The sequence below is a fragment of the Corynebacterium matruchotii genome (genome assembly GCF_011612265.2).
In the GTDB taxonomy this organism is placed as follows: Bacteria; Actinomycetota; Actinomycetes; order Mycobacteriales; family Mycobacteriaceae; genus Corynebacterium; species Corynebacterium matruchotii.
This window is the reverse complement of sequence record NZ_CP050134.2, coordinates 1,692,849-1,710,514: the sequence shown is the minus strand read 5'-3', so window position 1 is coordinate 1,710,514 and position 17,666 is coordinate 1,692,849. Positions and strand designations below refer to the sequence as shown.

The following is a 17,666-nucleotide window of genomic DNA, read 5'->3' as shown; positions in this document are numbered from 1 at the left end:
TCTCATTGTCTCACGTTCCGTATGTGATATGGGTTCGTCTTTGTGTGAGGCGAGCCCATTTTTTAGTGAGCAGACCCAAAAATAAGGAATATAATTCATGATTAAAGATATTATTGACGTTCTTGCTGATCCCATTGATGGCACCGCACTCACCGGTAATGATGATTTCACCCAATTGATTTCCGAATCCGGGCATGTTTACGACGTTGCCCCGGCGGGATATATCACGCTTGCTGGAGATAATGGGTTGCGGTATAGCGGCGATGACCTGTCGATGATTACCGCCCGGGAGACATTTCTATCGCATGGGCATTTCGCCCCATTCGTCGAAGCCGTCTCCACCACTATAGAAGACCTGTTCGACGATATTGGGTTGCCGGATGATGCCCAACCCGTGATTACCGAGGTGGGTGCCGGTACCGGCTATTACCTGTCCCACGTGCTCGATTCCGTGGCCGGCGCCCGCGGCATCGGCATTGACGTGTCCACCCACGCCGCGGAGCTCCTGGCCGTCTGCCACCCCAGGGTTGGTGCCGTGGTGGCCGACGTGTGGTCCCGTCTGCCCATTCGGGATGCCAGTGTGGATGCCATCGCCGTGGTGTTCGCCCCCCGTAACGCTGCCGAATTCGCCCGCATCCTCAAACCCCAGGGTGAGGTCATTGTGGTCACCCCCAACCACGGGCACCTTGCGGAGCTGCGTCGGCCCCTCGGCATCGCCGACATTGAAGAAGGCAAACTCGACCGGATGATCGCCCAGGCCGCCGAACATTTGGTGCCTGTGGCCGACTCCACCACTATCGAATTCGTCATGAATCTAGACCAACAATCCATTGCCACCCAGATCGGCATGAGTCCCTCGGCCAGGCACATTCACCCCGACATTCTGGCGGAACGCATCGCCACCCTGCCGGATACCATGCAGGTGACCGCCCGGGCTTCGGTCACTCGACTGCGGAGGGTCCACCAGGATTACTAGGCTTGGGGCATGAGTCTGAGCCGAAACCCCCTAAATCGTCGACGTTTCCTCTGCCTGCTTGGCCTTTCCGCCATCGCGGCACCACTATTGGTGACGGCCTGCACCCGGGCGGAGGCGCAGCTGGATGATTCCTTCACTCCCGTCGAGGGAGAAGACCAATCCGATCTGCTGACCATCGGGCTTTCCCTGCTGGGCAGCACCGACCTGGCCAGGGGCCAGGGCCAAGGTAGCGACCAGCAGAGTTCCCCCAATAGGGTAGTGAGTCCGGTGGGGGCGGCTGCCGCCGCCGGCGTCATCGCCGAGGGCGCCACCAGCAAAGTAACGATCGACCCGAAACGACTGCAACCGGCATGGACAATGTGGCGCAAGTGGGCCGGGGAGCCCACCAATAAGCCAGGGGCTGTGCCGGTGATTTCCGCAGCAGCGAGGCTGCTTGTCGACCCGAAAATTCCCATCAAACCGGAATACAGTGACACGATCACTGGGTGGGATGTGCCGATAGAAACCGGCAAGGTGACAAAAGGCAATCTTGATAGCTGGGTGCGAACCAATACCGGCGGATTGGTGAAAGGATCCGGGCTCACCGTCACCCCGGACATGAAGCTGGTGCTCCAAAACGCTATCATCTTCGCTGCCAAGTGGCTGGTCCCCTTCAAGGCAGACGACACGATTAAATACGACTTCACCAAAGCTGACGGCACCATTACTCGGGTCGACATGATGTGGCTCTTTCAGCATCATGGCCCTTATATTGCGTCCGATGGGTGGCAGGGAGTGCGACTGGACTACACCGATAAGGAACTTTCCGCCTTCATCCTCATCCCCGATGATGACATGGGGGAGGTGACCCCAACAAAGCTGCGGCAGGCATTATCCCGCCTGGTGACCGCACAGGAACAGACCGCCATTTTAAAAGTTGGCCTTCCCAAATTCAGGTTTACAACCAGCAAGGACCTCAAGGGGTTTTTCAACCATGTTGGCCTGGGGGAGAAAGTAAAACTGACAAAAATGACCGACCTACCCACCAATATCGTCCAGGCGGTGCAGCAGGCCTTCATCATTGTGGATGAAGAAGGCACAGTGGCCGGTGCCGTCACCGAGGTCGGCATGGAATCGATGGCGACACCAATGAACGGAGACATCACCATCATTGCCGACCGGCCGTTCTACTTCATCGTCGGCGACGCAAAAACCGCCACACCCCTGTTTTTTAGCTATGTTGGCGACCCAACCAAAGGGTAATTATGACTTCTTCCAATGATTCTTCAATCCACAGCGCTGCCCTCACTGAAGAGAATCAGGCCGATCTGTTGGACATCGGGCTGTTTCTGCTCGATGACCCCGATTCCGCCAATACGGTGGTGAGCCCGGTCGGGGTAGCTGCCGCCGCCGGCGTCATTGCTGAAGGCAGCAGCGACGAGCCGATCATCGACCTGAAATCGCTGCAACCGGCGTGGACAATGTGGCGGCGGTGGGCGGGGCCACCGACCAGACATCCGAAGAAAAACCCGGTGATTGCGACGAAAGCCCAACTTTTTGTCGACCCGGAATTCTCCATCAAACCGGCATACCATGAGGCAATCGCCGGGTGGGACGTGTCGATCGAAATTGAGGCAATTACCCAAGAGAACCTTGACGAATGGGCGCGAATCAACACCGCCAACCTAATTCAACAATCCGGAATCAAGGTCACACCGGAAATGAAACTCGTGTTGCAAAACGCCATCACCTTTGCTGCCAAATGGCAGGAAGACTTTCGACGAGGCGGCGTACTAGACGATGACTTCACCCGGGCCGATGGCACCGTAACCCGGGTTGAAATGATGGGTTCCGTCCGCCATGCCCCCTACACGGTGTCCGATGGGTGGCGTGGAGTACGCCTGGACTACACCGACGGGGAACTCGCCGCCTTCGTCCTCATCCCCGATGACGACATGGAACAAGTGCCGCTCACGACGCTGCGGCAGGCAGTAACGCAACTCTGCCGGCCGAACGAAACCATGGGTCGCGTCGCTGTGGAACTCCCCAGGTTCACAGCGACCTCGGAGAAAAAACTCTTCGAACTGTTCGACTGCATCGGCCTGGAAACGAATACGCAGCTAAAAGCAATGACAGATCCGCCCGTCATGCTCACCCAGGCCATGCAACAGGCCATCATCGTGGTGGACGAGCGGGGAACCGTGGTGAGCGCGGTGACCAGCGGGGGCATGGAAACGGGCGTTTCCTTCTATACAGAAAAACCCATCGAAATTATTGCCAACCGGCCCTTCTACTTCATCGTCGGCGACGTGGAAACAGGAACACCCCTGTTCCTCAGCCACATCGGTGACCCAAAGATGGCATAACCCAATGTGAACCACAGTAATCCGAGGTCAGACGGGGTAGCGGCAAGAAAACATCAGAGGAGGCACGCCACCCATCGTCGTTAAGCTAAAACCATGAACCGCCGCCGATTCCTCGCCCTATTCGCGCTCACCCCCGGCCTGGCCACCTGCACCACCTCCAAAACCCCAACAACCACCACCATGACCCCAACCTTTAGCTTCCCGACCCCAACCAACACGCCTGAACCACCCGAGCCGCCCATAGTGCTTGCCGACGACGCCCTCAACGGGGACTTCACCCCCATCGACGGCGACCAATCCGACCTCATGACCATCGGGTTTTCCCTGCTCGGCAGCCCCAACACCACAGCGGGATCCGACAATCTCCCCGCAAAACCCAACACGGTCGTCAGCCCAGTTGGGGCGGCCGCTGCTGCTGGCGTCATCGCCGAAGGTGCAGCCAACGGCACCACCAAAATCGACCCGAAACAATTACAGCCGGCATGGACGATGTGGCATCCATGGGCCGGACCGCCCGCCACCACGCCCCAAGACATTCCCGTGATCGCCGCGGTAGCCAGGCTCCTTGTCACACCGGAAGTCCCCATCAAACCGGCATACCGCGACACAATCGCCGGGTGGGACGTGCCGATAGAAACCGGCGCAATCACCCAAGAGAACCTCGACGACTGGGTAACCAAAAGCACCGCCGGCCTGGTGAACAAATCCGGCATCGATGTCACCAGGGGCGACATCAACTTTGTGCTGCAAAATGCCATCACCTTCGCCGCCAGATGGCGCGAACGCTTCAGCATCAACAAGACGCGCCAAAGCCGATTCACCAAAACCACCGGGGAAACCATCATGGTCGACATGATGTGGCTCTCCCGCATCACCGCCCCCTACACGGTGTCCGACGGGTGGCGGGGAGTACGCCTGGACTACACCGACGGGCAGCTTGCCGCCTTTGTCCTCATCCCCGACGCCGACCCGGGGCAAGTAACCCCCACGATGCTCAAGCAAGCCGTATCCCAACTCTGCCGGCCAAACGAAACCACCGGACTCGTGCGGGTGGGGCTGCCCAAACTCCGGCTCACCACCAAAAAAGACCTCATCCCCTTCCTCCAATACCTAGGCCTTGCTGGGACCATCGACCTGCCAACCATGACCAATGTGAACCCCGTCGACATCACACAAGCGGTACAGCAAGCCATCATGCTAGTGGACGAGGAAGGAACCGTGGCCAGCGCGGTTACCGAAGTCGGCGGCCTGGCTGGAGCTGCCCCCGGCACGATTCCGGAACAACCCATCGACATCATCGCCGACCGACCCTTCTACCTGGTCATTGGTGATGTGGCGACCGGCACACCCCTATTTCTTAGCCGCATCAGCGACCCCGCGGCCTAATGGATCCTAGCGGATAATGCCCTCATCCACATCGTCGAGATGATAAAACCCAGACATGGTAGGGGCAATCACATTCGTGTGCAATACCGTCACCCCAGGCGTGTGGTGCAAATGAAACTCCTCGCATTGGCCGTTGAAATACACTCGGCTGGCCATGGCCACCTGCCCACCATCGGCAAACACCTCCACCGTGGAACCGTCAGCAATGACCGTGATCGTGTCTGTGTCCCCCTCACCCAGTGGTGCCACCGCCACCTCATCACCCTGATGATACGTATTCATCGACCGGTCCAACTCCAGCCGGTCCCCATAATGTGTAATTGTGGCAGCCACTTGACCACACGAATCGGTCAACTCCACCGTGATGGCATCCCCCGGCGGCACCTCAAAAATGCTCGTAAGCATGAGCGCATGATCGGACTCCTCAATGGCGGAAATCAGGCCCCGCGCCGGGGTTTGGTACAAAATCCCGTCCTGCAATGTGACACGGCGGGGGAGACTTAAACAATTCGCCCACCCCTCCGCCAGATAGCTCTCGTGCTGGTAAGCGTCGTCAAGACGGCCCACGCCATTCATGAGCCCAAACAGGTAAGCATCCCGATAATGAGCCGCAATATTATTCGAACGGGAGACGAAGTTGGTGTTGCGGGGGCGGGTGAAATCATGACCGTGGTCAATACGGCGGAACGGCTTATCGACGCGAAACTGGGTCCCCACCAGGGAGCCAATCAGATATCCTGAGGCGTCAATGCCGTCCCGCTCCAAAGTGATAAGCAGCACATCACATACTTTGTCTTTGACCTCGTCGTGCAGCCGCATAATGCGGGGCGCGACCATGCGCTCTCCCTGTAACCCGGTATCGCCCACCAGTTCGAGCGGCCCGAGCAGGGACCAGTGCACCCCATCCGGTGACGTGCACACCACCACCTCGGGGGCATCCCGATGACCCCGAACCGCCAACATGATCCACCCCGAATGCCCACAGTCACGATCCGTGTGGTCCCGCCAATCCGGGACCACACAGGGGGAGCGGAACCAGCGCCCACCATTGATATCGCCCAAAATTTCCCCCACCCGTCGCACATGCGGATCCAAGGCGGTGGGGTCATCGTTCACATTTTCGACAGTGGCGGCAATATCCGGCACCTCGGCCAAATGAATACTGCGCCCAGTTTCCGTCACCGAGGTGAAATACAGGTTGACTTCATTATCGGTGGCGGTGACTGAGCCGGCCCGGATTTCAAGTTCATCCCCCTCGGGGGCCAGCACATCATCGCATTCTTCGAAGGAAAATGGGGAACCGTCAGAATACTGGTGCGCCCACCGGGAGCCCTCGGTGGTGCGGGGTTGGAACTGGTGGAATACGTGCCAGATGGTGCCGTCGAAAAGCGCAGCAGCGGGGGCGCGGAGAACCCCGGTTCCGGGGGTGACATGAAGTTCAGGACGGTGCGTCATGGGGGATGAAGTCTCCTCACACGGAAATTGCTGAAATGATGTAGATCACGGTTATTCCCGAGAGTAGTGGGAAAACCAAAATCGTGCACCGCAAAAGCGCCAACCAGCACGGCGTCTGGTCGGCGCTTGAACGATTTGAAGTGGGGAAACTACATCAGCGATTTGTAGATGTCCACGGTTTGTTGCGCAATATTTGCCCACGAGAATTCGGTCACGGCACGTTCCCGGCCGGCCACGCCGAACTTCTTCGCCAGCTCCTGGTCGTGCACCACCTTATTGACCTGCTCGGCGATATCGTGTTCGAATGCTTCCGGGTCGGATTCGTCATAGTGCACCAACACGCCGGTGGTGCCGTCCACAACCACCTCGGGAATGCCGCCCACGTCGGAGGCGACCACCGCGGTGCCGCACGCCATGGCCTCAAGGTTCACAATGCCCAGCGGCTCATAGATGGAGGGGCACACGAATGCGTCGGCGGCCGTGAGGATTTCCTGGATCTTATCCTTGGGCAGCATCTCCTGCACCCAAACGATGCCATCGCGCTCGGCCTGCAATTCCTCCACCAGCTTGGTGGTGCGGGCTGCGATTTCCGGGGTGTCCGGGGCGCCAGCGCACAGGACCAGCTGCACGTCTTTATCAAAATACCGGGCGGCCTTCACCAAATGCTCTACCCCCTTTTGGCGGGTGATGCGGCCCACGAACGCCACGATCGGACGGTTGGGATCTATGCCCAATTCCTTGAGCACCGAGTGTTCTGCCTCGTCAAAGGTGGGGCGGGGCTGCCATAGTTCGGTGTCGATGCCATTGAGCACCACATGCACCTTATCTGGCTCAATTCGGGGGTAGGCATCCAGCACGGCTTTTTTCATTTGCGCGGACACGGCAATCACCGCATCGGCGTATTCCATGGCGTTCTTTTCGGACCAAGAAGACACGTCATAGCCGCCACCTAGCTGTTCCCGCTTCCATGGGCGATCCGGCTCCAGAGAGTGGGCGGTAGCCACATGGGGGATGCCATGTAGCAGGCCAGCCAGATGCCCGCCCAGGCCGGTATACCAGGTGTGGGTGTGTACCACGCTGGCACCTTTTGCTGCATTTGCCATGCGTAACCCGGTTGAGAGGGTTTTAATGGCCGGATTGGCGTCTTTGAGTGCTTCATCGACGCCATGAACATAGACGTCTTTTTCGTCGCGGGGGGCGCCCATGCAGTGGACGTCGACCGGCACGATATCCCGCATATATCGTGTGAGTTCAGTCACATGTACGCCGGCTCCGCCGTAAATCTCGGGCGGATACTCTTTTGTCATCATTGCAACTCGCATAACTTAAAATGTAGCCGCTCAAGTTAATAAATGTGCGTGGTATTCGTCGCATTTATTCTTTTATTAGGTCAATGTCTCACATTTTTGGATAAATTAGGGGATGTGAAGAGTCAAAATAATGTCTTAGCGATCGTACTTGCCGGCGGTGAGGGCAAACGGTTATTCCCACTCACCGAAGACCGAGCAAAACCAGCAGTGCCATTCGGCGGCGTGTACCGGCTCATTGACTTTGTGCTATCCAACCTGGTCAATGCCGGCTACCTCAAGATTTGTGTGCTCACGCAATATAAATCCCACTCCCTCGACCGGCATATTTCTCAGGCATGGCAGTTCTCCGGGCCTACCTCGCAATATATTGCCTCGGTGCCAGCCCAGCAGCGGCTAGGCAAGCACTGGTATTTGGGTTCTGCCGATGCGCTTCTGCAATCCCTCAACCTGATTGATGATGAGAAGCCCGACTATGTGATTGTGTTCGGTGCCGATCACGTGTACCGAATGGATCCCGAGCAAATGGTTGCCGAGCATATTGCCTCCGGCAAGGCCGTGTCCGTGGCAGGCATCCGCATTCCCCGGTCCGAAGCCGGTGCGTTTGGGTGCATTCAATCCGATGCCGATGGGAACATCACCGAGTTCCTGGAGAAGCCCGCCGATCCGCCCGGCACCCCGGACGATCCTGATGTGACCTACGCCTCCATGGGCAACTATGTGTTTACCACCAAGGACCTCATCGAGGCCCTGAAGGAAGACGAGAAGACCCCGGATTCCACCCATGACATGGGCGGTGACATCATCCCGTATTTCGTGGCCAAGGGCCAGGCCCACGTCTATGACTTCTCCAATAACGATGTGCCCGGCTCCACCGAGCGCGATAAGGGTTATTGGCGCGACGTCGGTACCATTGACGCCTTCTACGAGGCACACATGGACCTGATTTCCGTGCACCCCATCTTCAACCTGTACAACCAGCAGTGGCCTATCCGCTCCACCGACTTGGGTGAGCTCCCGCCCGCTAAGTTTGTGCAGGGCGGTATCGCCCAGTCCTCCATGGTCGCCCAAGGCTCCATCATTTCTGCATCCACGGTGCGTAATTCCGTGGTGTCGACGGATGTCATGGTGGAGGAAGGTGCCACGGTTGAAGGCTCCGTGCTTATGCCTGGTGTGCGTATCGGCAAGGGCGCTATTGTGCGCCACGCCATCTTGGACAAGAATGTCGTGGTCCGCGATGGTGCCCTGATTGGTGTCGACAAGGAACGTGACGCCGATCGGTTCTCCCTGAGCCCCGGTGGCGTGGTTGTTGTTGGTAAGAATTCCGTAGTGGAATAAAAAATTTGTCGGTGCAGCCATGATGGTTGCACCGATTTTGCTTGTCGACGTTACCTTCCGGCCGGAAACGCCGCTTAGAGATCCCGGAAGAAAAACGCGTTCTTGAGCATCATGCAGCTTTGCACGTCACCATTCCACTCCACGGTCATGCCATATTCCGCAAACGTGGGGACGAGGATGGTGACGAATAATTCTTGTAGCTGCTTATCCAACCGGGCTTCTTTCTGCGCGCGGTCGAGTTTTTGCCACTCCTCATCTGAACAAATGTGCCGATAGTTGCAGTAGAATCGTAGGCAGGTTTCCCCAGTTTCGATCAAACGTTCGGTGTCCTGCTCGTGGAAAAATACGTAGGCCTGCCACCGGTCAGATTCCTCGTTCATGAGCCCGGTGGCTTCAGTATGCCCACAATTATTGCAGCAGCCGAAGTCTTCTAGCGCCAACACCCCCTGTTGTTGAAGCTTTTCAAAAGCTAACGTCAGGTTGCTTTTCCCGGAAAACCCAGCCTCCTTGAGTGCGGCAATCTGCTGCCGTCGGATCGCCATGGTGTGGGTGATGAATTCGGTCACGATGGTGCTCGTGTCTGCGGAAGGTTCAAGTTCGTAGCCGTCGATGAAATCTTCCACGAGTTCTTTCACATCATCTTCGCCGCGTACGATTTGGAGCCACACGTATTCGCGGGCGTCATTGGTGTACTCTTCACCCACTTGGTTTGCCAAAGGTTCCGGCAGCTCCAGGATATCGGGTAGGGCATTTACGGTGTTTGTGTTCGTCATGGTTGTCACCTTAACCGCTGGGGTGGACACGGAACGTTTGGTTACGCCAGCTTCGTAATAATCGTCATTCCCGATCCCAGTGGTAGGCGAGTTACATACACCCCCTCCAGGGCACAAATATATTCGTCAGCCTCCCGGGCGGCGATCATGTCCCGGGTGGCGCGGAACTCGTCGATAAGTGCGCCGCTAAAAAGCACGTCGGGCAAAATAATGGAACCACCGGTGGTGAGCAAGGGCAGTGCGGTATTCACCAGCGCCTTTAAATCGACCGGGGAAATCTCCGCATAAATAAGCTGGTAGGAGTGTGACGCTAACCTACCCATGACATCTAACGGCCGGGATGGTAGAAACCGGATGCGACTCGGCGAATAGCCCGCGGACCGAAACGCCTGCCGGGCGAACCGTTGATGTTCCGGTTCAGGAGCCACGCACGTTAAAATGCCATTGGTGCCTAAGCCCGCCAACAAATATAGCCCCACCACATTTGCCGCCGGCGTAATCGCTATTGCCGCCTGCGCCTGAGTGGCAGCCGTCAAAGTAGTGAGCAGGCGACCCGTGACAATATCCGGGACTGGTAATCCAAACTCGTGCGCGTCTTCGTATGCTTGTTCCAAAGTGGGGTCGAGTTCGGTAGTTGATTCTAGATAAAAGCGAAGTTCGTCAGTCACGGTTCCAGCTTAGAACGCCATGGCGAAAAACGGGGGTGAAAACCGGTCGTGGCGTCATTCCGCATGGTTCCATCGGGAAAAACTTGTGAGGAAAAACCAATAATCGCTGTTGCAAACCGGAAAAATCCTCATAATAACGTGACGGATGTTGCTGTTGTTTTTCCAGGATAAAACCATTAAGCTTATAGCGCGAGAAATATAAACCTAATACAGCAGGATAAGCCATAAAAATTAATTCATTAATTCTTCCTAAGGGGAAATGATTGACAGGAAACTCACAGGCTCCTTGCTGGAAATCAGAAGTTGGATACGGCACAATCAAGGACATGAGACAGAAATCAACCGCTCAAGACTTCCCGCATGAAGCCTTCGACCACGAGGATGACACCTTGGAAGGTCAGGATTTGCAGGGGACAGCAGCGTTTGATGCTGGCGTTGGTGACATGCCCAGTTGGGGCGACATTGTTGCTCAACACGCCGACAGTGTCTACCGTTTGGCTTACCGGCTTTCCGGCAACCAGCATGACGCCGAAGACCTCACCCAAGAAACTTTTATGCGGGTATTCCGCTCCATTAAAAACTACCAACCAGGCACGTTCGAAGGCTGGCTGCATCGCATTACCACAAACCTCTTCCTCGACATGGTGCGGCACCGTTCGAAAATTTCCATGGAATCCCTCCCGGAGGATTATGAACGGGTGCCCGGCACCGACATGACCCCCGAGCAGGTCTACACCGAAGCGAACCTGGACCCAGCGTTGCAGGAGGCCCTAGACTCGCTCGCCCCCGATTTCAAAGTAGCCGTGGTGCTGTGCGATGTGATGGGGATGAGCTACGACGAAATCGCTGACACCTTGGGGGTAAAAATGGGGACCGTGCGTTCCCGAATCCACCGGGGTCGATCCCAACTACGGGCCGCCCTGGAAGCCAAGGCAGAAGTCGACAATGACGCTAAACTGCTGATCCCCCAATACCGGTAGCATGCAATAAAACTTACCCCGGATTTACCGCCCCTGGTCCGCGCACTATGCGTAGGCTGGGGGCCTGGTTTTTTCTCACCACCCCTACCCAAGTTGGTGGTGGAAAATCTTCTACAATGGTCGGTAATGAAACTGCAACGGATTGACAGTGAGGAACTTTCATAATCTGGTGTTCGTTGTAGTTGGTAGACCGTAAGTAATTGATTCAGAGAAGAGGTGAGCAGTGACGGATTTTGCACGTGAACCTCGCACCAGTCATAACGGCCAAGGCAGCCATAGCCGCAAGACTCCTAGCACCCCTAAGGCGCGTAGAATTCAGCCTTCAATGTTCATCGAAGTGACCGCCATAGTGGGAAATTTTGCTACCACCGATCACCTAAACCCCGAGGCTGTTGCCGCCTATGCGGATGGGGAACTTTCGCCCTTGGCCATGCATCGGGCAAAAATCCACCTGGTGCACTGCCTGGAATGCCGGGAAGAAGTCGAACGGCAACGGCACGCTTCGAAACGGTTGAAAGAATCCAATACGGCAAAAGTGGAAATGCCATCGGATCTCCGGCAGCGGCTCATGGGGATAGCCCAATCCTGCCCCGACGGGCCATGCGCGGAAGACATACCCCGGGCGTCGGAAAGTTTCATAGCAAAACTGGATGGTATAGCGCGAGGATTACGTCGCATAAACCGGGGCAAATAGCAATTAGTATAAAGTAGTTGTGTGTTTGATTCCGTTGGTTGGTCAGAGATCTTTTTTATTTTGATCATCGGCCTGATCGTTATCGGCCCAGAGCGTCTACCTGGGGTTATCCAAGATGTACGGGCCGCTATTTTCGCGGCCCGAAAGGCCATTAATAACGCCAAAAAAGAACTCAATGGGGAATTTGACGATCTCAGTGCTGACCTTGCCGAGTTTCAAAAACCCATCAGCCAAATCACCTCAATACGTGCGATGGGCCCCAAGGCGGCGCTCGGCAAGGTGCTTTTCGACGACGACCCCGAGGTGATGGATATGCTTGACCCGAAAACCAAACCCACGGATCAGCCCACCCCACCTGCGACCACTGATAACCAGCCGCCCGCCGGTGGGCCGAAAAACCGCAACTTCAACTGGGATGATGTTACCTAACACCCAAATTTAAGGATTTCCCCGCCAACGATTCCTTCCGCACCACCAGCTTGTCCGCCACCTGCATGATTGCCTGGCTGGTGGGGGAGTCAGGGTCTGCCAATACAATCGGCCGGCCCGCATCCCCATTCGCCCGCAGGTTGGGGTCCAATGGAATCGACCCCAACAGCGGCACCTTCGTTCCAGTCAGGGTGCTGATCCGCTCCGCAACCACCTGGCCGCCCCCGGAACCAAACACCTCCAGCACGCTCCCATCCGGCAACACCATAGCGGACATGTTCTCAATCACGCCGGCTACGCGCTGTTTCGTTTGAATACTGATCGTGCCAGCCCGCTCCGCCACCTCCGAGGCTGCGGCCTGCGGCGTGGTGATGATTAACAGCTCTGCATTAGGCACCAGCTGCGCCACCGAAATCGCAATATCGCCCGTTCCCGGCGGCAAATCCAATAGCAGAATATCCAAATCTCCCCAAAATACGTCACCCAAAAACTGTTGGATGGCGCGGTGCAGCATGGGGCCCCGCCACACCACCGGCGCATTCCCATCCACAAACTGGCCGATAGAAATGTGCTTAATCCCGTGTGCCTGCGGCGGCATAATCATATCGTCCACCGAATGCGGCCGGTCCTCGGACCCCAGCATGCCCGGGATGGAATGCCCATAAATATCGGCGTCCACAATCCCCACCGACAGGCCTTTCTGCGCAAACGCCGTCGCCAGGTTGACTGTCATGGAGGATTTCCCCACCCCACCCTTGCCCGAAGCAATGGCATACACCCGGGTGGTGGAAGCCGGCTGGGCGAACGGAATCACCGGCTCCGCCACCCCGCCGCGCAGGGATTGCCGCAGCTCCCGGCGCTGTTCATCGGTCATCACATCGGTAGTGACCGTGACCTCACCTACCCCCGCAATGTCCGCCACCGCGGCCCGGGTGTTGGTCACCAGGGTGTTTTTCATGGGGCAGCCCGCAATGGTGAGGTATATTTCCACGGCAACATCGGTGCCGGTAATGTTAATGGATTTCACCATGTTCAGTTCGGTGATAGGTTTGCCGATCTCGGGGTCTTCCACCCGGGAGAGGGCCTTACGAACATCTGATTCAGTGATTGTGGTAGTCATCACCGACCAACTCTAGTCCGTGGGGTGCCGCCACGAAAGCTCCGTGGGAAAACCATCACCATGGTGGCGAATATTATTCCGGTGATCGGCCCCGTGCCGGATCGCGCAAATCCTCGTGGGCTGCCTCCCCTGCATAGTGACGGGCGGCGGTGCGGGCCGCCGCTTCGTCGGCGATCTTGGCCTCAATGCGTTCCATCATGGTGCGCAGATCATCCAGTTCGTGGCGTAAATAATCCCGGGTGACAACCTCACCCACGGCCAGCCGTAGGCCGGTGAGTTCCCTGGTGATGAACTCTGTATTGGACTTGGTTTCGAACGCCCGTCGGCGATCCTCGTTCAGCGAAATACGGTCCCGGTCTTCCTGCCGGTTTTGGGCCAGCAGAATCAGGGGGGCGGCGTAGGCGGCCTGGGTGGAAAACGCCAAATTCAGCAGAATAAACGGGTAAGGATCCCACTTCCACCAGGTGGCGCCCAGGTTTAATACCACCCACACGGTCACGAACACGGTTTGCCACATGAGATAGCGGCCAGTTCCGAAAAACCGGGCCACCTTTTCCGCGTAGGCGCCCACAGTGTCGTCGTCAATCCGGAAATAGGTTTTCTTACCGCTGAGCCGGGGGGTGTCGAGATCAGCCATATGCGTCTCCTCCTCACATTTTTTGGGGACGTGCCGTCGCTCATTCCTTATTTTTCTTCGCCGCGCGGTCGGATGCCGGTATCACGCCAATCATCAGGCAGCAGGTGATCGAGGAGATCATCCACCGCCACCGCACCCAATAAATGCCCATCATTATCAATGACCGGGCCACACACTAGATTATAAGTAGCGAAATACCGGGCCGCGGTTTCCTGGGAATCATCAGCATAGAGTGGGGGTAGTTCCGGGTCGAGGGCGGCCGACACCAGGGTTGATGGCGGCACCCGCAGGAGTTTCTGCAAATGCACGCATCCTAAAAACTTGCCGGTTGGGGTGGCTGTAGGCGGCCGGGCCACAAACACCATAGAAGCCAGTGACGTGGGCAGATCCGGGTTGGCGGCGTGCGCCAACGCCTCGGCAACGGTGGTTTGCGCATCCAAAATGAGCGGTTCGGTGGTCATGAGCGCCCCCACCGTGTCCGGGCTGAAGCTCATGAGCCGCCGCACCGGGGCGGACTCTTCCGGGTCCATGAGCTCTAGCAGCACGTCGGCTTTCTGATCGTCGAGTTCGAACAGTAGGTCGGCGGCATCATCCGGGTCCATTTCCTCCAAAATCTCGGCGGCCCGCTCAATACCTAAGGTGTCTAACAGTTCCGCCTGACGGTCCTCGCTCATTTCTTGAAGAATGTCCGCGAGGCGCTCGTCGTCAAGCTCGCTGGCAACACTATGCCGCTGCGATTCGGGAAGCTCGTATAAAGCGGTGGCAACGTCGGCGGGCCGCATGTCTTCGAACTCGGCGAGCAGCTCGGCGGCAGCGTCGGAAATCCCCACCCCGGCGGCGGTGATGCCATGCACATGCCTCCACGATGCGATGAGTATTTCGGTGCGGCGGCCGAATTTTGCCCGCTCGCTAATGACCGCCACCGCACTGATCGCCCAATCGCGGGTGCGGGTGCGCTCAATCTCAATGTCGGCCACCTCGACGGGTTTCGCATGGATTTTCGGTAAATCCGGGTCATCCACCTGCACCTTCGCCCCGATAATGTCCCCCATGATCGTGAGCTCACCGGTGCGGGGTTTAAACGCCCGCAACGAAACCGACCCCGACACCAGCATGATTTCGTGTGGGTCGATAGAGGCGATACGCAGCATGGGCAGGAAAATGCGGCGCTTATTCGTCATCTCCACCACCAGCCCCAACACGCGGGATTGATGCCCGGCCGGCCGCACATTCACCACCACGTCACGCACCCGGCCGATCACATCTGTTTCCGGCCCCCGCACCACCATGCCCGCAAGCCGTCCCGCGTACACCCGAGTCACTTCACTCATAGTTGTAGAGTGTAACGCAGCCGGTAGCAAACTTTTCAATCGGTGTTTTTGCGCATTATCCTCAGGGAACAACCGCTATCGCAGTAACGTTACACAAAGTAAACCCCATAAACCTGAAACGAAAAATTTACCCCCACCCACCACCATAATGATGGAAAGGATAGTGCAATGCCCCCACAACCAGCAGAATCCCGCCCCCGCCCCGCAGGCTGGCCCGTCGGCTCGTTTAGCACATATGATAAAGCCCAGGCCGCGGTAGATATGCTTTCCGATAAACAATTCGACGTGTCCAACATAACCATTGTGGGGCTCGATCTCATGGAAGTCGAACGGGTGACCGGCAGACTCACCTGGCCCCGGGTGATTCTCAACGGTGTTGTCTCCGGCAGTTGGTTGGGGTTATTCTTCGGCCTGCTGTTAGGAATCATGGACGGCACCAATTGGCTGGGCTCCATCATTCTTGGTGTGGGCATGGGCATAGTGTTTTCCGTCGTCACCGCCAGCGTTTCCTACGCCATGCAGGGCGGCCGCCGCGATTTCTCCTCCGCCACCCACATCGTTGCCGGGCGTTACGACGTGTTGTGTGACCCCCACTCAGCCCCGCAAGCCCGCGACCTGATTAGCGAGTTCATCGCCGCCGGGCATTAGAATATGAGGCGCTGACATATTCGTTTCCTAGGAGCCAGAACCCACCATGCGTAGCACCATCCTGAAAATCACCGTCCCCACCTTGGTTTTGCTCCTCATCTTCATAAGCTATACCAACCTCGAACGATTCGAACCCACCGCCGACACGTTCACCGACAGCGAAAAAATCGTAGAAATCGCTGTCCGTGCCAATTCGATGGAACAGGTGGTGCTCGGCGAACTCTATAAACAGGGCCTGGATCGGCATGGTCGGCCCGCGGTTATCAACATGGAAAGCCTGGGGGTGAAGCACAGCATTGAACGCCTTCGGCAGGGCAACGCCGACATTTATATTTCCTGCGCCGGCCGAATCCTGCACTACATCAATGGTGACAAGGCTCGGCAGTTGGAGAAAAAATACTCCGACACCACCAAAAAAGTAGACATTAACTCCGGTGACCGCCGGGAGGAGGTGTACCAGGCCGTCATGGGGTCGCTGGGTGGCAACCTTAACGGCACCGACCCGGCCAACGCCCTAGGCTGCGCGGAAGAAGAATCCGACATTCCCCAACACATCATCCCGATTTACCGCAACCCGGTCTTGGACCGGGATGAACGCGGCGCCCTCAACGTGGTATCGGGCATTCTCACTACCGAAAAACTAGAGAAGCTGGTGGAGAAAAGCCGGGAAGGAAAAAACCCCAGCGAGGTCGTGTCCCAATTCCTCGACGACAACAGTGTCCAATTCGTGAATAAAAACCAACAAAAAGACCCCGTTGACGGCAAGAAACAAAACTCCTAATGCCCCGGCGGCACCTGCGGTGTCTTCGGCGGCAGGGGTGCGAATGACGGGATTGGTGGGAACGGTGGATCCTGACATGCGGGTGGTTGGGGTCCAAAATTTTGTGCGGCGCTTATTATGAACAACACCAAAAACACCGGGCACACATAAATAACCAGTGCAATGGCTATATAAATCATGTCGGGAATCTTTGACAGCCACGGATTGATGTCACCCATCACCCCACACCATGCGACTTCAAAACATATCGTCCCGCCAACACCATTTGTCACCATGCCTTGATAGCCTCGACGGTGCCGGTCACTGTAGAGAAGAAATCCCATCAAGATCAGGGGCGGTAACATACACGGGATAAGGAATAAGAGCAGTTCTATGGATTCTTCAATCGGCATGAGCCCGCCTATGCTAATGAAAAATAGCATCGCCGCAGCATAAGTCCGAAACAGGATACGGTTCTTCCGACAACGCTCCCGTCTTACCCGAGGATCCAGGGGGCACAGCTTATGCGCCATCATCACAGCGTTTGCCGCTACCTGCGCCCGCTCCCCATCACTATGGGCGGCGCGGAATAACCAGTACCATTCCCGGGCATAATATCCCCGCTGGTAGGCGGGCACCCAGTAAAGTGCGCCGAGAATCCGAAATATGTCGGCAATCATGGTTTCTCACACAGATTTCCAATAGGCAATAGGCACTTTTACCCTCACCCTACCCACATGTTGGAAAGAAAACACCCATTATCAATGGGTTATGCGCCAAACACATTAGGCAAAAAGAATAAGGCTTGCCGACGCCCCC

19 protein-coding genes are annotated in these 17,666 nt (G+C 56.9%); 10 read left to right on the top strand and 9 right to left on the bottom strand.

The window, feature by feature from the left end:
* Nucleotides 1-97 precede the first annotated feature (97 nt).
* The 4 genes from HBA49_RS07610 to HBA49_RS07595 all read left to right on the top strand — a co-directional run bounded on the left by HBA49_RS07610 (nucleotide 98) and on the right by HBA49_RS07595 (nucleotide 4,707).
* On the top strand, nucleotides 98-976 hold the full coding sequence (locus tag HBA49_RS07610) for a methyltransferase domain-containing protein (protein ID WP_005527262.1): 879 nt from the start codon (nucleotides 98-100) through the stop codon (nucleotides 974-976).
* Nucleotides 977-985: 9 nt separating this feature from the next.
* Complete coding sequence (locus HBA49_RS07605; RefSeq protein WP_225865992.1) at nucleotides 986-2,218, top strand: serpin family protein; 1,233 nt, start codon at nucleotides 986-988, stop codon at nucleotides 2,216-2,218.
* 2 nt (nucleotides 2,219-2,220) lie between these two features.
* On the top strand, nucleotides 2,221-3,321 hold the full coding sequence (locus tag HBA49_RS07600) for a serpin family protein (RefSeq protein ID WP_005527058.1): 1,101 nt from the start codon (nucleotides 2,221-2,223) through the stop codon (nucleotides 3,319-3,321).
* 93 nt (nucleotides 3,322-3,414) lie between these two features.
* Complete coding sequence (locus tag HBA49_RS07595; RefSeq protein WP_005527010.1) at nucleotides 3,415-4,707, top strand: serpin family protein; 1,293 nt, start codon at nucleotides 3,415-3,417, stop codon at nucleotides 4,705-4,707.
* Nucleotides 4,708-4,713: 6 nt separating this feature from the next.
* Here HBA49_RS07595 and HBA49_RS07590 read toward each other — a convergent pair whose 3' ends face one another.
* Together HBA49_RS07590 and glgA are read right to left on the bottom strand one after the other, a co-directional pair.
* On the bottom strand, nucleotides 4,714-6,162 hold the full coding sequence (locus tag HBA49_RS07590; RefSeq protein WP_005527172.1) for a GH32 C-terminal domain-containing protein: 1,449 nt from the start codon (nucleotides 6,160-6,162) through the stop codon (nucleotides 4,714-4,716).
* 149 nt (nucleotides 6,163-6,311) lie between these two features.
* A complete protein-coding gene (gene glgA, locus HBA49_RS07585) occupies nucleotides 6,312-7,484 on the bottom strand; it encodes a glycogen synthase (protein ID WP_005527259.1) in 1,173 nt (390 codons plus the stop codon).
* Nucleotides 7,485-7,586: 102 nt separating this feature from the next.
* Between glgA and glgC the strand changes: the two genes are divergently transcribed.
* Entirely contained in the window at nucleotides 7,587-8,807 is a 1,221-nt protein-coding gene (gene glgC / locus HBA49_RS07580; RefSeq protein WP_172458887.1) for a glucose-1-phosphate adenylyltransferase, read from the top strand.
* Nucleotides 8,808-8,881: 74 nt separating this feature from the next.
* Here the strand turns inward: glgC and HBA49_RS07575 are convergent, their stop codons facing one another.
* Genes HBA49_RS07575 through HBA49_RS07565 form a run of 3 tightly spaced genes read right to left on the bottom strand, consistent with a single transcriptional unit; the run spans nucleotide 8,882 to nucleotide 10,576 of the window.
* A complete protein-coding gene (locus HBA49_RS07575; RefSeq protein WP_005527032.1) occupies nucleotides 8,882-9,580 on the bottom strand; it encodes a DUF6891 domain-containing protein in 699 nt (232 codons plus the stop codon).
* Between the two features lie 41 nt (nucleotides 9,581-9,621).
* On the bottom strand, nucleotides 9,622-10,248 hold the full coding sequence (locus HBA49_RS07570) for an O-methyltransferase (RefSeq protein ID WP_005527427.1): 627 nt from the start codon (nucleotides 10,246-10,248) through the stop codon (nucleotides 9,622-9,624).
* Complete coding sequence (locus HBA49_RS07565; RefSeq protein ID WP_146743679.1) at nucleotides 10,241-10,576, bottom strand: hypothetical protein; 336 nt, start codon at nucleotides 10,574-10,576, stop codon at nucleotides 10,241-10,243. Before HBA49_RS07565 ends, HBA49_RS07570 begins: the two co-directional genes overlap by 8 nt.
* On the opposite strand from HBA49_RS07565, the gene sigE reads away from it, so the two are divergent.
* From sigE to tatB, 3 genes are all read left to right on the top strand, one after another.
* Nucleotides 10,575-11,228 carry an RNA polymerase sigma factor SigE gene (sigE, locus tag HBA49_RS07560; RefSeq protein ID WP_050773735.1) on the top strand — a complete coding sequence of 218 codons (654 nt, stop codon included), beginning with the start codon at nucleotides 10,575-10,577 and terminating at the stop codon, nucleotides 11,226-11,228. The two genes, HBA49_RS07565 and sigE, sit on opposite strands and share 2 nt — an antisense overlap.
* Before the next feature lie 325 nt (nucleotides 11,229-11,553).
* Nucleotides 11,554-11,922 carry an anti-sigma factor family protein gene (locus HBA49_RS07555; protein ID WP_005523380.1) on the top strand — a complete coding sequence of 123 codons (369 nt, stop codon included), beginning with the start codon at nucleotides 11,554-11,556 and terminating at the stop codon, nucleotides 11,920-11,922.
* A 21-nt stretch (nucleotides 11,923-11,943) separates the two neighbouring features.
* Nucleotides 11,944-12,351 carry a Sec-independent protein translocase protein TatB gene (gene tatB, locus HBA49_RS07550; RefSeq protein ID WP_005527054.1) on the top strand — a complete coding sequence of 136 codons (408 nt, stop codon included), beginning with the start codon at nucleotides 11,944-11,946 and terminating at the stop codon, nucleotides 12,349-12,351.
* Here tatB and HBA49_RS07545 read toward each other — a convergent pair.
* The 3 genes from HBA49_RS07545 to HBA49_RS07535 form a co-directional block, all read right to left on the bottom strand.
* Nucleotides 12,344-13,471, bottom strand: a complete 1,128-nt coding sequence (locus tag HBA49_RS07545) for an Mrp/NBP35 family ATP-binding protein (protein ID WP_040432251.1) — start codon at nucleotides 13,469-13,471, stop codon at nucleotides 12,344-12,346. The genes tatB and HBA49_RS07545 overlap by 8 nt on opposite strands.
* Before the next feature lie 73 nt (nucleotides 13,472-13,544).
* Nucleotides 13,545-14,108 carry a DUF1003 domain-containing protein gene (locus tag HBA49_RS07540; protein WP_005523377.1) on the bottom strand — a complete coding sequence of 188 codons (564 nt, stop codon included), beginning with the start codon at nucleotides 14,106-14,108 and terminating at the stop codon, nucleotides 13,545-13,547.
* A 47-nt stretch (nucleotides 14,109-14,155) separates the two neighbouring features.
* Entirely contained in the window at nucleotides 14,156-15,439 is a 1,284-nt protein-coding gene (locus HBA49_RS07535) for a magnesium transporter MgtE N-terminal domain-containing protein (RefSeq protein WP_040432249.1), read from the bottom strand.
* A gap of 168 nt (nucleotides 15,440-15,607) precedes the next feature.
* Here HBA49_RS07535 and HBA49_RS07530 point away from each other — a divergent pair, with 168 nt between their 5' ends.
* Together HBA49_RS07530 and HBA49_RS07525 are read left to right on the top strand one after the other, a co-directional pair.
* Nucleotides 15,608-16,087, top strand: a complete 480-nt coding sequence (locus HBA49_RS07530; RefSeq protein ID WP_005527463.1) for a YflT domain-containing protein — start codon at nucleotides 15,608-15,610, stop codon at nucleotides 16,085-16,087.
* Nucleotides 16,088-16,133: 46 nt separating this feature from the next.
* Complete coding sequence (locus HBA49_RS07525) at nucleotides 16,134-16,868, top strand: type 2 periplasmic-binding domain-containing protein (RefSeq protein WP_005527168.1); 735 nt, start codon at nucleotides 16,134-16,136, stop codon at nucleotides 16,866-16,868.
* Here the strand turns inward: HBA49_RS07525 and HBA49_RS07520 are convergent.
* Nucleotides 16,865-17,527 (bottom strand): hypothetical protein, encoded by a 663-nt coding sequence (locus HBA49_RS07520; protein ID WP_005527150.1) that lies wholly within the window; start codon nucleotides 17,525-17,527, stop codon nucleotides 16,865-16,867. The two genes, HBA49_RS07525 and HBA49_RS07520, sit on opposite strands and share 4 nt — an antisense overlap.
* Between the last annotated feature and the right edge of the window lie 139 nt (nucleotides 17,528-17,666).

Coding starts and splice junctions, on each gene's coding strand:
- HBA49_RS07610 (WP_005527262.1), top strand. CDS start 98: ATGATTAAAGATATTATTGACGTTCTTGCTGATCCCATTGATGGCACC.
- sigE (WP_050773735.1), top strand. CDS start 10,575: ATGAGACAGAAATCAACCGCTCAAGACTTCCCGCATGAAGCCTTCGAC.
- HBA49_RS07555 (WP_005523380.1), top strand. CDS start 11,554: ATGTTCATCGAAGTGACCGCCATAGTGGGAAATTTTGCTACCACCGAT.
- HBA49_RS07590 (WP_005527172.1), bottom strand. CDS start 6,162: ATGACGCACCGTCCTGAACTTCATGTCACCCCCGGAACCGGGGTTCTC.
- HBA49_RS07535 (WP_040432249.1), bottom strand. CDS start 15,439: ATGAGTGAAGTGACTCGGGTGTACGCGGGACGGCTTGCGGGCATGGTG.
- HBA49_RS07520 (WP_005527150.1), bottom strand. CDS start 17,527: ATGATTGCCGACATATTTCGGATTCTCGGCGCACTTTACTGGGTGCCC.
- HBA49_RS07605 (WP_225865992.1), top strand. CDS start 986: ATGAGTCTGAGCCGAAACCCCCTAAATCGTCGACGTTTCCTCTGCCTG.
- HBA49_RS07545 (WP_040432251.1), bottom strand. CDS start 13,471: ATGACTACCACAATCACTGAATCAGATGTTCGTAAGGCCCTCTCCCGG.
- HBA49_RS07530 (WP_005527463.1), top strand. CDS start 15,608: ATGCCCCCACAACCAGCAGAATCCCGCCCCCGCCCCGCAGGCTGGCCC.
- HBA49_RS07540 (WP_005523377.1), bottom strand. CDS start 14,108: ATGGCTGATCTCGACACCCCCCGGCTCAGCGGTAAGAAAACCTATTTC.
- HBA49_RS07565 (WP_146743679.1), bottom strand. CDS start 10,576: ATGTCCTTGATTGTGCCGTATCCAACTTCTGATTTCCAGCAAGGAGCC.
- glgA (WP_005527259.1), bottom strand. CDS start 7,484: ATGCGAGTTGCAATGATGACAAAAGAGTATCCGCCCGAGATTTACGGC.
- HBA49_RS07575 (WP_005527032.1), bottom strand. CDS start 9,580: ATGACGAACACAAACACCGTAAATGCCCTACCCGATATCCTGGAGCTG.
- HBA49_RS07600 (WP_005527058.1), top strand. CDS start 2,221: ATGACTTCTTCCAATGATTCTTCAATCCACAGCGCTGCCCTCACTGAA.
- HBA49_RS07525 (WP_005527168.1), top strand. CDS start 16,134: ATGCGTAGCACCATCCTGAAAATCACCGTCCCCACCTTGGTTTTGCTC.
- HBA49_RS07595 (WP_005527010.1), top strand. CDS start 3,415: ATGAACCGCCGCCGATTCCTCGCCCTATTCGCGCTCACCCCCGGCCTG.